General features: G+C 71.5%; 11 protein-coding genes and 1 pseudogene. All 12 read left to right on the top strand.

The window, feature by feature from the left end; all coding sequences use genetic code 11:
• The first annotated feature begins 57 nt into the window (after positions 1 to 57).
• Positions 58 to 1,704 (top strand): sugar ABC transporter ATP-binding protein, encoded by a 1,647-nt coding sequence (locus PSQ21_RS01355; protein ID WP_274028543.1) that lies wholly within the window; start codon positions 58 to 60, stop codon positions 1,702 to 1,704.
• The gene (locus PSQ21_RS01350; protein WP_274028542.1) at positions 1,701 to 2,678 is read left to right on the top strand and encodes an ABC transporter permease; all 978 of its coding nucleotides are present in this window, start codon (positions 1,701 to 1,703) and stop codon (positions 2,676 to 2,678) included. The genes PSQ21_RS01355 and PSQ21_RS01350 overlap by 4 nt, the downstream gene beginning before the upstream one ends.
• A complete protein-coding gene (locus tag PSQ21_RS01345; protein ID WP_274028541.1) occupies positions 2,675 to 3,724 on the top strand; it encodes an ABC transporter permease in 1,050 nt (349 codons plus the stop codon). Before PSQ21_RS01350 ends, PSQ21_RS01345 begins: the two co-directional genes overlap by 4 nt.
• Before the next feature lie 44 nt (positions 3,725 to 3,768).
• Entirely contained in the window at positions 3,769 to 4,800 is a 1,032-nt protein-coding gene (locus tag PSQ21_RS01340; protein ID WP_274028540.1) for a LacI family DNA-binding transcriptional regulator, read from the top strand.
• A 96-nt stretch (positions 4,801 to 4,896) separates the two neighbouring features.
• The gene (locus PSQ21_RS01335; RefSeq protein ID WP_274028539.1) at positions 4,897 to 5,991 is read left to right on the top strand and encodes an aldose epimerase family protein; all 1,095 of its coding nucleotides are present in this window, start codon (positions 4,897 to 4,899) and stop codon (positions 5,989 to 5,991) included.
• 294 nt (positions 5,992 to 6,285) lie between these two features.
• Positions 6,286 to 7,059 carry a helix-turn-helix transcriptional regulator gene (locus PSQ21_RS01330; RefSeq protein WP_274028538.1) on the top strand — a complete coding sequence of 258 codons (774 nt, stop codon included), beginning with the start codon at positions 6,286 to 6,288 and terminating at the stop codon, positions 7,057 to 7,059.
• Positions 7,060 to 7,260: 201 nt separating this feature from the next.
• Positions 7,261 to 8,301, top strand: a complete 1,041-nt coding sequence (locus tag PSQ21_RS01325; protein ID WP_274028537.1) for an iron-siderophore ABC transporter substrate-binding protein — start codon at positions 7,261 to 7,263, stop codon at positions 8,299 to 8,301.
• Positions 8,298 to 9,338, top strand: a complete 1,041-nt coding sequence (locus PSQ21_RS01320) for a FecCD family ABC transporter permease (protein ID WP_274028536.1) — start codon at positions 8,298 to 8,300, stop codon at positions 9,336 to 9,338. Before PSQ21_RS01325 ends, PSQ21_RS01320 begins: the two co-directional genes overlap by 4 nt.
• Positions 9,335 to 10,390 carry a FecCD family ABC transporter permease gene (locus PSQ21_RS01315; RefSeq protein WP_274028535.1) on the top strand — a complete coding sequence of 352 codons (1,056 nt, stop codon included), beginning with the start codon at positions 9,335 to 9,337 and terminating at the stop codon, positions 10,388 to 10,390. Before PSQ21_RS01320 ends, PSQ21_RS01315 begins: the two co-directional genes overlap by 4 nt.
• Positions 10,387 to 11,226, top strand: coding sequence for an ABC transporter ATP-binding protein (locus PSQ21_RS01310; RefSeq protein ID WP_274028534.1), 840 nt, complete (start codon positions 10,387 to 10,389; stop codon positions 11,224 to 11,226). Before PSQ21_RS01315 ends, PSQ21_RS01310 begins: the two co-directional genes overlap by 4 nt.
• 147 nt (positions 11,227 to 11,373) lie before the next feature.
• Entirely contained in the window at positions 11,374 to 12,606 is a 1,233-nt protein-coding gene (locus PSQ21_RS01305) for a cytochrome P450 (RefSeq protein ID WP_274028533.1), read from the top strand.
• A 22-nt stretch (positions 12,607 to 12,628) separates the two neighbouring features.
• Positions 12,629 to 13,759: pseudogene (locus PSQ21_RS01300) on the top strand (type III polyketide synthase); the annotation flags it as partial.
• Positions 13,760 to 13,778 lie beyond the last annotated feature (19 nt).

Here is a 13,778-nt window from a genome sequence, read left to right as displayed (position 1 = left end):
ACCCCGGGGCGGCCGGCGGCCCGGCCCCACTCCCGTAACACCGGAAGGCCAGGATTCATGGCACCAACCCCAGCGACACCCCAGCGCCCGGAGCTCCCCGGGGCCGGAGCCGCCGCCGTGGCGGAACCCGTTCTCGAAGCCCGCTCGGTGAGCAAGCGCTTCCCGGGCGTCGTCGCCCTGGACGACGTCTCCTTCGCCCTGCGCGCGGGCGAGGTCCACGCGCTCGTCGGCGAGAACGGGGCCGGCAAGTCCACCCTCATCAAGGTGCTCACCGGCGTCTACCGGAGCGACGAGGGCGAGGTGTGCGTGAGAGGCGAACCGGTCCGCTTCGCCCGCCCGTTCGAGGCGCAGCAGGCCGGGATCTCCACCATCTACCAGGAGGTGAACCTGGTCCCGCTGATGAGCGTGGCGCGCAACATCTTCCTGGGCCGGGAACCGAAGAACCGCTTCGGGCTCATCGACTTCGCCCGGATGAACCGCGAGACCACCGAACTCCTCGACGGCTTCGGCGTCCGCGTCGACCCCAAGCGGCCCCTGCACACCCTGGGCATCGGCACCCAGCAGATGGTGGCGCTCGCCCGCGCCGTCTCCGTACGGGCCCAGGTCGTCATCATGGACGAACCCACCTCGTCGCTGGAGCCCCGCGAGGTCGAGACCCTCTTCAGGGTCATCGAGAACCTGCGCGGCCAGGGCATCGCCGTCCTCTACGTCAGCCACCGCATGGACGAGCTCTACCGCATCTGCGACCGGGTCACCGTCCTGCGCGACGGCCGGCACATCCACACCGGCGAACTGGCCCCGCTGGACCGCATGCGACTGGTGTCGATGATGCTCGGCCGCGACATGTCCGAAGTCCGGCGCGACGGCCTCACCGGTTTCGCTACCGAAGGGCACGACCCGGCCCGCGCACCCGTCCTCACCGCGACCGGCCTCGACCGTCGTCACCAACTGCACGACATCTCGGTGGAGTTGTACGCCGGTGAGGTGCTGGGACTCGGTGGACTGCTGGGCTCCGGCCGCAGCGAGACCGCGAAAGCGCTGACCGGCGCACTGCCCCTGGACGCCGGGGAGATCACCGTCGACGGCAAGCGCGTCGGACGCCCCACCCCGGCCGCCGCGATCCGCGCGGGGATCAGCATGCTCCCCGAGGACCGCAAGGCCGAGGGCATCATCCCCGGCCTCTCCGTCCGCGAGAACATCGTCCTCGCCGCCATGCCCCGGCTCTCCAGGGGCGGCATCGTCTCCCGCGCCCGACAGGACCGCGTCGTCGACGTCTTCATGAAACGGCTGCGGATCAAGGCCTCCAGCCCCGAGCAGAAGGTCGGCGAACTCTCCGGCGGCAACCAGCAGAAGGTGCTGCTCGCCCGCTGGCTCTGCCTGGAACCCAAGGTGCTGCTGCTCGACGAGCCCACCCGGGGCATCGACGTGGGCGCCAAGGCCGAGGTGCAGTCCCTCATCGACGAACTCGCCCGCGAGGGACTCGCCGTACTGCTGATCTCCTCCGACATCGAGGAGCTGATCGAGGGTGCCGACCGCATCGTCGTCCTGCGCGGCGGCGCGGTCGCCGGTGAGCTCGCCGGCGACGAGGTGGACGAGAGCCGCCTCCTCGCGGTGCTCGCCGACCACACGCCGGAGACCGCGCCGACCGACCACACGCCCGACACCGGTGGGAAGGCCCCGGCCGCCCAGGAGGACCCCCGATGACCACCCAGGCCACCCTGCCACGCCCCGCCGCGAAGCCACTGGCCCGGCTGCGCGACCCCGCCTGGTACCAGGAGTACGGGGTGTACGCGGCCGTCGCCGTCGTGCTGCTGTTCAACGCGCTGTTCACCGAGCACTTCATGACGGCCGACAACCTGCGCACCCAGCTCGTCCAGGTCGCGCCCATCGTGATCGTCGCGCTCGGCATGGCCCTGGTCATCGGCACCGAGGGCATCGACCTCTCCGTCGGCTCCACCATGGCGCTCGCCGCCGCCCTGCTGCCGCTCTACCTCGGTTACGGGCTGGTCCCCGCGCTCCTGATCGCCCTGCTCGCCGGGGCGGTGGTCGGCGCGGTCAACGGAACGCTCGTCTCGCTCGTCGGGCTGCAACCCATCGTCGCCACGCTCGCCCTGTTCGTCGGCGGCCGGGGGCTCGCCCTCGTCATGGCGGACGGTCAGCTCAAGCAGATCGTCAACCCGGACATCCTCGCCCTCGGCACCGGCTCCTTCCTCGGCATCCCGACGGTCGTCCTCATCGCGGGCGTCCTCGCGCTCGCCGTCGCGTTCCTGGTGCAGCGCACCACCTTCGGCCGCCAGATCGTCGCCATCGGCGGCAACCGCTCGGCCGCCGCGCTGTCCGGCCTGCCCGTCAAGCGCGTCCTGATCGGCGTCTACATCCTGTGCGGGGTGATGGCCGCCCTCGCCGGCATCCTCGCGACCGCCCGGCTCACCGCCAGCGACCCCTCCTCGCTCGGCACCCTCATGGAGCTCTCCGCCATCACGGCCGTCGTCGTCGGCGGCACCCCGCTGAACGGCGGCTCCATCCGGGTGCTCGGCACCGTCGCGGGCGCCCTGCTCATGCAGCTGCTGCGCGCGACCCTCGTCAAGCACGACCTGCCCGACTCCACCGCACAGATCGCCCAGGCGGCCATCATCATCGCCGCCGTCTACGTAGCCCGGGAGCGTAGGTCCCGATGAACCACACCCCACCGGCCACCGTGCCCGCGCCCGAGGCCCCGGCGCCCCTCAAGAGCGCCCCCTCGCGCCCCGAACCCCGCCCCGGGCGCTCCACCGGATCCCGTATCGCCGAACTCCTCCAGGGCCAGGGCGTCCTCGCGGTCCTGCTGACCGTGATCCTCGTGTCCTCGTTCGTCTACCCGACGTTCGCCAGCCTCGACAACGCCCGGGGCGTCACCGTCCAGGCCTCGTTCCTCGCGATCGTCGCCCTCGGGATGACGCTGGTCATCATCACCGGCGGCATCGACCTCTCCGTCGGCTCCGTCTTCGCCCTCGGCGGCGTGCTGGCCGCCTGGGCCTCCCAGTGGGGCTTCTTCGCCGCCCTGCTCGTACCCCTGGTGGTCTGCGGCGCGATCGGACTGGTCAACGGCCTGCTCATCGCCCGCGGGAACATGGCGCCCTTCATCGTCACGCTCGCCACCCTCCTCGCCGCGCGCGGCATGCTCCTCGCCTTCACCGACGAGGGCGCCACCACCTACCTGGTGCCCAAGGACTCCGCCTTCGCCGAGCTCGGCCAGGGCAGCGTCTGGGGGTTCGGACACCCGATCCTCGTCGCCCTGGCGCTCTTCGGAGCGGGCGGACTCCTGCTCCAGCGGACCTCGTTCGGCCAGACGCTGTTCGCCGTCGGCGGCAGCAGCGACGCGGCCACCCTGATGGGCCTGCCGGTCGCCCGGACGAAGATCCTCGTCTACACCCTCAGCGGACTGCTCGCCGGGCTCGCCGGAGCGCTCAACGCCGCCCGCCTCTCCTCCGGCGTCACCATCGTCGGCGTCGGCATGGAGCTCGACGCGATCTCCGCCGTCGTCATCGGCGGCACCCTCCTCATCGGTGGCGCGGGATCGATCAGCGGCACACTCTGGGGCGTGCTGCTGCTCGCGGTGATCCAGAACCTCATCAACCAGATCGGCTCTCTCAACTCCTCGTACCAGTCGGTGGTCAGCGGCGGCTTCCTTATCGTTGTCGTGGTGGCGCAGCGTTACCTCGCGCGCAGCCGGAGATCCACCTGAACCGTACGGATCGGTCCGAGTCGAACCAAGCAACAAGGAGTGCCGTGGGCGTCAGCCTCAAGGACGTGGCTCAACGGGCGGGCGTGTCCATCAAGACCGTGTCGAACGTGGTCAACAACTATCAGCACGTGACCCCGAAGATGCGGGCCAAGGTGCAGCAGGCGATCGACGAGCTCGGCTACCGGCCGAACCTCACCGCCCGCCATCTCCGCAAGGGCCGCACCGGCATCATCGCCCTCGCCGTCCCCGAATTCGGCAACCCGTACTTCGCGGAGCTGGCCGGCGAGGTCGTCGACGCGGCGGCCCGGCACGACTACACCGTCCTGGTCGACCACACGGCGGGCCTGCGGGAGAAGGAGTTGCTGGTCTGCCAGGGATTCCGCTCCCATGTCATCGACGGCCTCATCCTCAGCCCCATCCACCTGGAGACCGAGGACCTGATGGCCCGCGCCGAGACCGCGCCGCTGGTGCTGCTCGGCGAGCGCGAGTACGAGGCTCCCTACGACCACATCGCCATCGACAACGTGGCCGCCGCCCGTGAGGCCGTCGCCCACCTCGTCGCCCTCGGCCACCGCAGGATCGCCTTCCTCGGCTCCCGTACCGGCCAGGAGCGCCAGCCCGCCCACCTCCGGCTGCGCGGCTGGCGCGAGGAGCTGACCGCATCCGGCATCGAACCGGACGAATCCCTGGTCGTCGTCACCGACGGCTACGGCCGTGAGGACGGGGCCGCCGCCATGGCCTCCCTCCTCGACCGGGGCGAGCGGCCCGACGCCGTGTTCGCGTACAACGACATGATCGCGACCGGAGCCATGCGCACCATCACCGAACGCGGCCTCGCCATCCCGGACGACATCGCCGTCGTCGGCTTCGACGACATCGAGGAGAGCCGGTACGGGGCCACCACCCTCACCACCATCGCGCCGGACAAGGCGGCCATCGCCCGGCTCGCCGTCGACAGCCTCGTCGAACGCCTCGCGGGAACCCCCGTCGCCGAACCCCGGCGGCCCCGCCCCGGCTACCGGCTCGTCGTCCGCGAATCCACCACGCCCCACGAGGCCTCCGGACCGCCTCGCTAACGGTCCCTGGGGCTGCCGCCCAACCGCGCCCCGAAAGGCGGCGGTTGGGCGGCGGCCCCCGGCGAGGCCCCCTCCCGCATCCCCAAGGAACTCCTCATGCCCACCGTGCACCGCAAACCGTTCGGCCGCGCCCACGGGCAGAGCGAGATCGACCTCTGGACCCTCGACTCCGGCACCGGCGTCCGGGCCGAGGTCCTCACCTACGGCGGTGTCCTGCACAGCCTCACCGTGCCGGACACCGCGGGCGAGCCCGGCCCGGTCGTCCGCTCACTGCCCGCGCTCGACGACTACACCGACAAGAACCCCTACTTCGGGGCCATCGTCGGCCGGTACGCCAACCGCATCGCCCACGGCCGCTTCACCCTCGACGGGGCCACGCACCACATCCCCGCCAACGACCGGGGGCATGCCCTCCACGGAGGCCCCGACGGTTTCCACACCAAGGTCTGGGAGGCCACCGGGGACCGTACGGACACCGCCGCCGTCCTCCGGCTCACCCTGCACAGCCCCGACGGCGACATGGGCTTCCCCGGAGCGCTCGACGTCACCGCCACCTACACCCTGGACACCACCGGGACCCTCGCCGTCGCCTACACGGCCACCACCGACCGGCCCACCGTCGTCAACCTCACCAACCACGCCTACCTCAACCTCGGCGACGACGACATCCTCGGCCACACCCTCCAGGTCGACGCCGACACCTACCTCCCCGTCGACCCCGGCTCCATCCCCGAAGGCCCGCCCGCCCCGGTGACCGGAACCCCCTTCGACCTGACCACCCCACGGCGCATCGGCGAACGCCTCGACCACACGCACGCCCAACTGCGGCGGGCCGGCGGCTTCGACCACTGCTGGGTCCTGCGCCCCACCGCCCCCGGGACCCTGCGCCGGGCAGCCCGCCTCACCGCCCCCGGCGACCGGCGGACCCTGGAACTCTGGACCACCGAACCCGGCCTCCAGGTCTACACCGCCAACCAGCTCGACGGCGCGTTCACCGACGGCACCGGGCGCCGCCACCGGCGCCACGGCTCGCTCTGCCTGGAGACCCAGCACCTGCCGGACTCGCCCAACCGCCCCGGCCACCCCACCACCGTGCTGCGCCCCGGCGAGACCCTGCGCAGCCGCAGCGAATGGCGCTTCCCGCACCTGCGCGCCGCGGACAACCGGTTGCCGCCCCGGGCGGCCCCCTGATCCACTCCCCGCAGCCCACCGGAGTCGCCGGCATCCTGGACCTGTCCGAACGCCGGCTCGTCCCGGACCCGCAGGGCCGGCTGGCCGCGCTGGCCGGCAACCCCGACCTGCTGAGCGGCTGACCTGCTGACCTCGCGAGCAAGCGGGGCAAGCGGGCGCGTTGCCCGGAGCCGGAGCCGGAGCCGGAACCGGGGCCGGAGCCGGAGCCGGAACCGGAACCCCCGGCCTCTAGTCTGGACGGATGCGCGCCCCGTCCGCCGCGAGCGGCCCCCGTACGAGACAGGTCCACCGTCCATGACCAGGGAGACCCGGACGCTGCCCGCGTTCGCTCCCGGTTCGGTGGACACCTCCTTCGTCATCGCGGGCTACGACGAGGTCGTCACCCACGACACCCTCTGGGACGCGCACTCCCACCCCTTCCACGAGCTGCTCTGGAACGAGCGCGGCGCCTCCACGGCGGTGGTCGGCAGCCGGATCTGGACGATCACCCCGACCCTGGGCCTGTGGATGCCCGCGGGGACCCTGCACACCGGATCGGCGACCGCCGGAACCTGGTTCCGGGCGAGCTTCTTCGGCTTCCGCACCACCGCGTCGATCTCCGCCACGCCCGTCGCCGTCGAGATCACCCCGCTGTTGCGCCTGCTGCTGGAACGGCTCGGCGACCCCGGCCTCCCGGCCGCCTCGCGCACCGCGACCGAGGCGCTGGTGCTCGACGTCCTCGTTCCCTCGCCCCGCGAGCTGCTCGTCCGGATCCCGGTCTCCGGACTGCTGCGCCCGATCGCCGACGCGGTGCGCGAGGACCCGGCCGACCGGCGGACGCTGGCGGACTGGGCGTCCGCCCTCGGTGTCAGCGCCCGCACGATCGCCCGGGCGTTCACCGCCGAGACGGGCACGAGCTTCGTGCGCTGGGTGGCCGCGGTCCGCGCCCAGCACGCCATCGGCCTGCTGACCCGGGGATGGGACGTGGAGGCGGTGGCCGAACAGGTCGGCTACCGCTCGGCGAGCGCGTTCGGCGCCGCCTTCCGGCGTACGACGGGCCTCACCCCGGGAGCCTTCCGGCCGGAGTGATCGCCGGATCGAGCTGTCCGTATCGCTACAGGGCATGTCTCAAACGGTTGATTGCGACAGCGGGGGCGATTCTCATAAGGTGCGAAGGCAAGCCTTACCTAAGCCGATGACGCACAGGCCGCGCACCGATCCATGACGGCCGCGCATGCCCGAATGTGCGAGAAGCGGCACCCCGACATCCGGAAAGCCGGGTACACACCCATGTCTTCACACCGCCTCCGCCTGCTCGTCGTGGCGGCCGCCCTCGTCGGCGTCTCCGCCTGCGGCGGGACCACCGACGCCGGGAACGCCGGGAACAAGGACGACGAAAGCCGTTCCGGCGGCTTCCCCCTGACCGTCGAGCACGCCCTGGGCACGACCACCATCCCGGCGAAGCCGAAGCGCGTCGCGACCGTCAACTGGGCCAACCACGAAGTGCCGCTCGCGCTCGGCGTCGTGCCCGTCGGCATGGCCGCGGCCACCTTCGGCGACGACAACGACGACGGCGTGCTGCCCTGGGTCGAGGAGAAGCTCGACGAGCTGAAGGCGAAGACGCCGGTGCTCTTCGACGAGGCCGACGGCATCGACTTCGAGGCCGTGGCGGACACGAAGCCGGACGTCATCCTGGCCGCGTACTCGGGTCTCACCAAGAAGGACTACGAGACCCTCAGCGAGATCGCCCCCGTCGTCGCCTACCCGGAAGCCGCCTGGGCGACCCCGTGGCGCGAGATCGTCCGGACGAACAGCGAGGCGATCGGGCTGGCCGACGAGGGCGAGAAGCTGATCAAGAAGCTCGACGGTGACATAGCGAAGACCGCCGCCAAGTACCCGCAGCTCAAGGGCAAGTCGGCGATGTTCATGACGCACGTCGACCCCAACGATGTCAGCCAGGTCGGCTTCTACACCGCCCACGACACCCGCACGCAGTTCTTCCAGGACCTCGGGATGAAGATCCCCGGCTCCATCGCGAAGGCATCCGAGGGCACGAAGAAGTTCGCCCTCACCAAGAGCGCCGAGCAGGTCGACGCGTTCGACGACGTCGACATCATCACCGGTTACGGCGACGACACCGGCGAGCTGCTGAAGACGGTCACCAAGGACCCGCTGCTCTCGAAGATCCCCGCCGTCGAGCGCGGTTCCGTCTACCTGCTGCCCGGCACCAGCCCGCTGGCCACCGCCGCGAACCCGACGCCGCTGTCGATCAGCTACGTGCTGGACGACTACGCCGCCGCGCTCGCCGAGGCCGCGGACAAGGTCAAGTGACCGAGCCCGACACCCGTACCCCGCCGGACGTCGTCACCAGGCGCCCGGCGGGCGTGCGCCTGCTGTGGGTCCTGCTCTCCGTACTCGCCCTGGCCGCGGTCATGGTCGCGTCCGTGGCCCTCGGCTCGCGCGACGTCCCCTGGTCCGACGTCGTCGCGGCGCTCGGCGGGGCGGACGACACCCTGGGACGGGCGGCGGCGACGAAGCGGATCCCCCGTACCGTCCTCGCCGTCGTCATCGGCGCCGCACTCGGCCTCGCCGGCGGCGTGATGCAGGGCGTGACCCGTAACCCGCTGGCCGACCCGGGCATCCTCGGGGTCAACATGGGCGCCTCGCTCGCCGTCGTCACGGCGGTCGCGTTCTTCGGGCTCACCTCGCCGACCGGATACATCTGGGCCGCCATCGTGGGCGCGACCCTGTCCGCCCTGTTCGTCCACACCGTCGGTACGCTCGGCAGGGGAGGGGCCACGCCCCTGAAGCTGGCCCTCGCCGGGGCCGCCACATCGGCCGCCTTCGCCTCGCTCGTCAGCGCGGTCATCCTGCCGCGCAACGACATCGCCGGAAGCTTCAAGCTCTGGCAGATCGGCGGTGTCGGCGGCGCGTCCTTCGAACGCATCGGCCAGGTCATGCCGTTCCTCGCGGTCGGCTTCGCCGTCTGCCTGCTCTCGGCCCGCGCCCTCAACTCTCTGGCCCTGGGCGACGAGTTGGCGGCAGGACTCGGTGAACGGGTCGCCGTGGCGCGCGCCGTGGCCGCCCTCGGCGCCGTACTGCTCTGCGGCGCGGCCACCGCCGTCGCCGGGCCGATCGGCTTCGTCGGCCTCGTGGTCCCGCACACCTGCCGGCTCATCGTGGGCGTCGACCACCGCTGGCTCCTGCCGCTCTCGGCCGTGCTCGGCGCGGTCCTGCTCACCGCCGCCGACATCGTCGGCCGGATCGTGGCACGCCCCTCGGAGATCGACGTCGGCATCGTGACCGCCCTGATCGGCGCCCCCTTCTTCATCTACATCGTCCGCCGACAGAAGGTACGTGCCCTGTGAGCGCCCCTGTTCTCACCCGGCGGCCGTCGTCCGTCGAGGCCGCCACCCGCCGCCGCGTGCGCGGCGCCTCGCGCCGCCGCCGGGTCGTCCTGGCGCTGATGGTCCTCGTCCTCGCCGCGTTCGCCGTGACGCTCATGGCGGGCCGGACCTTCTACCCGCCCGGCGACGTGTTCCGGGTGATCCTCGGGGAGCAGGTACCGGGCGCGTCGTTCACGGTGGGCCGGCTGCGGCTGCCCCGCGCGGTCCTCGCCCTGGTGGCCGGATTCAGCTTCGGCCTGGCCGGGGTCACCTTCCAGACGATGCTCCGCAACCCGCTCGCCAGCCCCGACATCATCGGCATCAGCTCCGGTGCGAGCGCCGCCGCGGCCATCGCCATCGTCACCCTGTCGCTCGGCGAGTTCCAGGTCTCCGTCCTCGCCATCGCCGCCGGCCTCGGGGTGGCCCTGCTGGTGTACTCCCTCGCGTTCAAGGGCGGTGTCGTCGGCACCCGGCTCATCCTGATCGGCATCGGGATCTCCGCCATGCTCGACAGCATCACCTCCTACGTCCTGTCCCGGGCCGCCGAGTGGGACCTCCAGGAGGCGATGCGCTGGCTGACCGGCAGCCTCAACGGGGCCACCTGGGACCAGGTCCTCCCCGCGCTCCTCGCGGCGGCCGTCCTCACCCCGCTGCTGCTGGGCCAGGCCCGTAACCTCTCCGCGCTCCAGCTCGGCGACGACACCGCCTCCGCCCTCGGCGTACGCGTGGAGCGCACCCGGATCACGGTGATCGTCGCCGCCGTCGGGCTGATCGCCTTCGCGACCGCCGCGGCCGGCCCCATCGCGTTCGTGGCGTTCCTCTCCGGCCCCATCGCGGCCCGGATCACCGGAGCGGGCGGCTCCCTGCTGGTGCCCGCCGGACTCGTCGGCTCGCTGCTCGTCCTCGTCGCCGACTTCACCGGCCAGTTCGCCTTCGGCGAGCGCTACCCGGTCGGCGTCGTCACCGGCGTGCTCGGAGCCCCCTACCTCGTCTACCTGATCATCCGCACCAACCGGGCGGGAGGCTCGCTATGACCACGCACCACCGACTGACCGCCGAAGGACTCACCCTCGGCTACGGCGACCGCACCGTCGTCGACTCCCTCGACCTGGCCGTACCGCCCGGCCGGATCACCGTGATCGTCGGCGCCAACGCCTGCGGGAAGTCGACGCTGCTGCGTTCCATGTCCCGGCTGCTCGCCCCCCGGGCCGGCCGGGTCGTCCTGGACGGCAAGGAGGTGCACCGGCTGCCCGCCAAGGAGCTGGCCCGCACCCTCGGCCTGCTGCCGCAGTCGCCCGTCGCGCCCGAGGGCATCACCGTCTCCGACCTCGTCGGCCGCGGCCGCCACCCCCACCAGTCCGTCTTCTCCCGCTGGAACGAGAAGGACGACGCCGCCGTCGCCGCCGCGCTGGAGGCCACCCACACCGAGCCGCTCGCCGAGCGCGCGGTGGACGAGCTCTCCGGCGGCCAGCGCCAGCGCGTGTGGATCGCGATGGCCCTCGCCCAGCAGACCGACCTGCTGCTGCTCGACGAGCCGACCACCTTCCTCGACGCCAGCCACCAGATCGAGGTCCTGGACCTCCTGACCGACCTGAACCGCTCGCGCGGTACCACCATCGTGATGGTCCTGCACGACCTCAACCTCGCCGCCCGCTACGCGGACCATCTGATCGCCCTGGCCGACGGCGGCCTCCACGCGTCCGGCACCCCGGCCGAGGTGCTGACGGAGCAGACCGTACGGGCGGTGTTCGACCTCGACAGCCGCATCATCGAGGACCCCGTGTCGGGCCGGCCCCTGATGCTCCCGATCGGCCGCCATCACGTCCTGGACCGGGCCGAGGCGCTGCCCGTCGGGGAGGCGACCGCGTGAACGCGGGGGCGCACACCCCCTGATCGGCTGACTGCTGTATGTCACTGACATGTTTCGAAGAGTGACGGGGCACACAGGGTAGGTCGGGCGCCGGGCCACGGTCCGGCACACGCCCTTTTCCTCGAAGCGGTCATTGGGAGAACCTCGGTGGAGAACACCTCGGTGCAGAACTCGGTGCAGAACAAGGAAACCGTCCGGAACTGTCCGTTCGACTACGCCCAGCAGCTGGAGTTCGACCCCCAGCTGAGGCAATTGCTGACCGAGGAGCCGGTGTCCCGCATCCGTATGGCGTACGGAGAGGGCGAGGCCTGGCTGGTCACCCGTTACGAGGACGTCCGGACGGTCACCACCGACCGGCGGTTCAGCCGCAGCGCCGTCCTCGGCCGTGACTTCCCCCGGATGACGCCGGAGCCCATCGTGCAGGCGGAGTCCATCAACCTCATGGACCCGCCCGCCAGCAGCCGGCTGCGGGGCCTGGTCGCCAAGAGCTTCACCCCGCGTCGCGTCGAGCAGATGCGCGGCGGGACCCAGCGTGTGGTGGACCGGCTGCTGGACGAGATGGAGGAGGAGGGGTCACCGGCCGACTTCGTCGCCCGGGTCTCCGCGCCGCTGCCGCTGATCACCATCTGCGAGGCCCTCGACATCCCCGAGGCCGACCGCCCCTGGCTCCGGGCCCACGCCATGACCATGATGAACGTCGGGGCCGCGGGCAAGCAGGACGCGGTACGCGCCAAGGCGGAGCTGCGCGGCTACTTCCAGGAGCTGACCGCCGACCGGCGCCGCTCCCCGGGCGATGACCTCATCAGCACCCTGGCCACCGCCCGGGACGGCGACGAACTGCTGGACGACGACGAGTTGGCCGTCATGGCGATGGTCCTGCTCATCACCGGTCAGGACACCACGACCTATCAACTCGGCAACATCGCCTACACCCTGCTCACCCGCCCGGACCTCATGCGGTCCCTCCGGGCCGAACCGCGGCGGCTGCCCCGCACCCTGGAGGAGCTGCTGCGTCACATTCCCTTCCGCAAGGGCGTCGGCATCCCGCGCGTCGCCATGGAGGACGTGGAGCTCTCCGGCGTCCTCATCAAGGCCGGCGACGTGGTGCACGTGTCCTATCTGACGGCCAACCGGGACGCCGCCAAGTTCGACCGTCCCGACGAGCTGGATCCCGACCGGCCGACCATCCCCCACATGACGTTCGGCTGGGGCGCCCACCACTGCCTGGGCGCGCCGCTGGCCACCATGGAACTGGAAGTGGCCTTCTCCACGCTGCTGACCCGCTTCCCGGCCCTGCGTCTGGACGTGCCGCCCGCGGACGTCTCGTGGAACACGACGTCCATCTGGCGTTACCCGCTCGCCCTGCCCGTCACATGGTGACGAGAGCCTTCGCTCCAGAGAACGAGGAGAACCCATGGCGACCCTGTGCCGACCGGCCATCGCTGTGCCCGAGCACGTCATCACGATGCAGCAGACGCTGGACCTGGCCCGGGAGACCCACGCCGGGCACCCGCAGCGCGACCTCGTCCTGAGGCTCATCCAGAACACCGGCGTCCAGACCCGGCACCTTGTACAGCCCATCGAGAAGACCCTCGCGCATCCCGGTTTCGAGGTGCGCAACCAGGTCTACGAGGCCGAGGCCAGGGCCCGGGTCCCCGAAGTCGTCCGGCAGGCGCTGGCCCACGCCGAGACCGACCCGTCCGAGATCGACCTGATCGTCTACGTCTCCTGCACGGGCTTCATGATGCCCTCGCTGACCGCGTGGATCATCAACAGCATGGGCTTCAGGTCCGAGACCCGCCAACTGCCCATCGCCCAGCTCGGCTGCGCGGCGGGCGGCGCGGCGATCAACCGCGCGCACGACTTCTGCCTGGCCTACCCCGAGTCCAACGTCCTCATCGTGTCCTGCGAGTTCTGCTCGCTGTGCTACCAGCCCACCGACATCGGGGTCGGCTCGCTGCTCTCCAACGGGCTCTTCGGCGACGCCCTCTCCGCGGCCGTCGTACGGGGACAGGGCGGCACCGGCATGCGCCTGGAGCGCAACGGCTCCCACCTGGTGCCCGACACCGAGGACTGGATCTCCTACGCGGTCCGCGACACCGGCTTCCACTTCCAGTTGGACAAGCGGGTTCCCGGCACCATGGAGATGCTCGCCCCGGTGCTCCTGGACCTGGTCCACCTGCACGGCTGGTCCGTCCCGAACATGGACTTCTTCATCGTCCACGCGGGCGGACCGCGCATCCTGGACGACCTCTGCCACTTCCTGCGGCTGCCGCCCGAGATGTTCCGCTACAGCCGGGCCACCCTCACCGAACGCGGCAACATCGCCAGCTCCGTCGTCTTCGACGCGCTGGCGCGGCTCTTCGACGACGGCGGAGCCGCCGAGTCCGCGCAGGGGCTCATCGCCGGCTTCGGGCCCGGCATCACCGCCGAGGTGGCCGTGGGCAGCTGGGCGAAGGACGACCTCCGGGCGGGCGCCGGACACGACCTCGACGAGCTGGAGTTGACCGCCGGCGTTGCGCTGTCCGGCTGAACCCGCTAAGGCGACCGAC

The sequence above is a fragment of the Streptomyces sp. MMBL 11-1 genome, assembly GCF_028622875.1.
GTDB lineage: Bacteria > Actinomycetota > Actinomycetes > Streptomycetales > Streptomycetaceae > Streptomyces.
Note: the sequence above shows the minus strand (reverse complement) of the source record. Positions and strands in the feature narration are given on the sequence as shown.

Coding starts and splice junctions, on each gene's coding strand:
- PSQ21_RS01355 (WP_274028543.1), top strand. CDS start 58: ATGGCACCAACCCCAGCGACACCCCAGCGCCCGGAGCTCCCCGGGGCC.
- PSQ21_RS01350 (WP_274028542.1), top strand. CDS start 1,701: ATGACCACCCAGGCCACCCTGCCACGCCCCGCCGCGAAGCCACTGGCC.
- PSQ21_RS01330 (WP_274028538.1), top strand. CDS start 6,286: ATGACCAGGGAGACCCGGACGCTGCCCGCGTTCGCTCCCGGTTCGGTG.
- PSQ21_RS01335 (WP_274028539.1), top strand. CDS start 4,897: ATGCCCACCGTGCACCGCAAACCGTTCGGCCGCGCCCACGGGCAGAGC.
- PSQ21_RS01345 (WP_274028541.1), top strand. CDS start 2,675: ATGAACCACACCCCACCGGCCACCGTGCCCGCGCCCGAGGCCCCGGCG.
- PSQ21_RS01325 (WP_274028537.1), top strand. CDS start 7,261: ATGTCTTCACACCGCCTCCGCCTGCTCGTCGTGGCGGCCGCCCTCGTC.
- PSQ21_RS01310 (WP_274028534.1), top strand. CDS start 10,387: ATGACCACGCACCACCGACTGACCGCCGAAGGACTCACCCTCGGCTAC.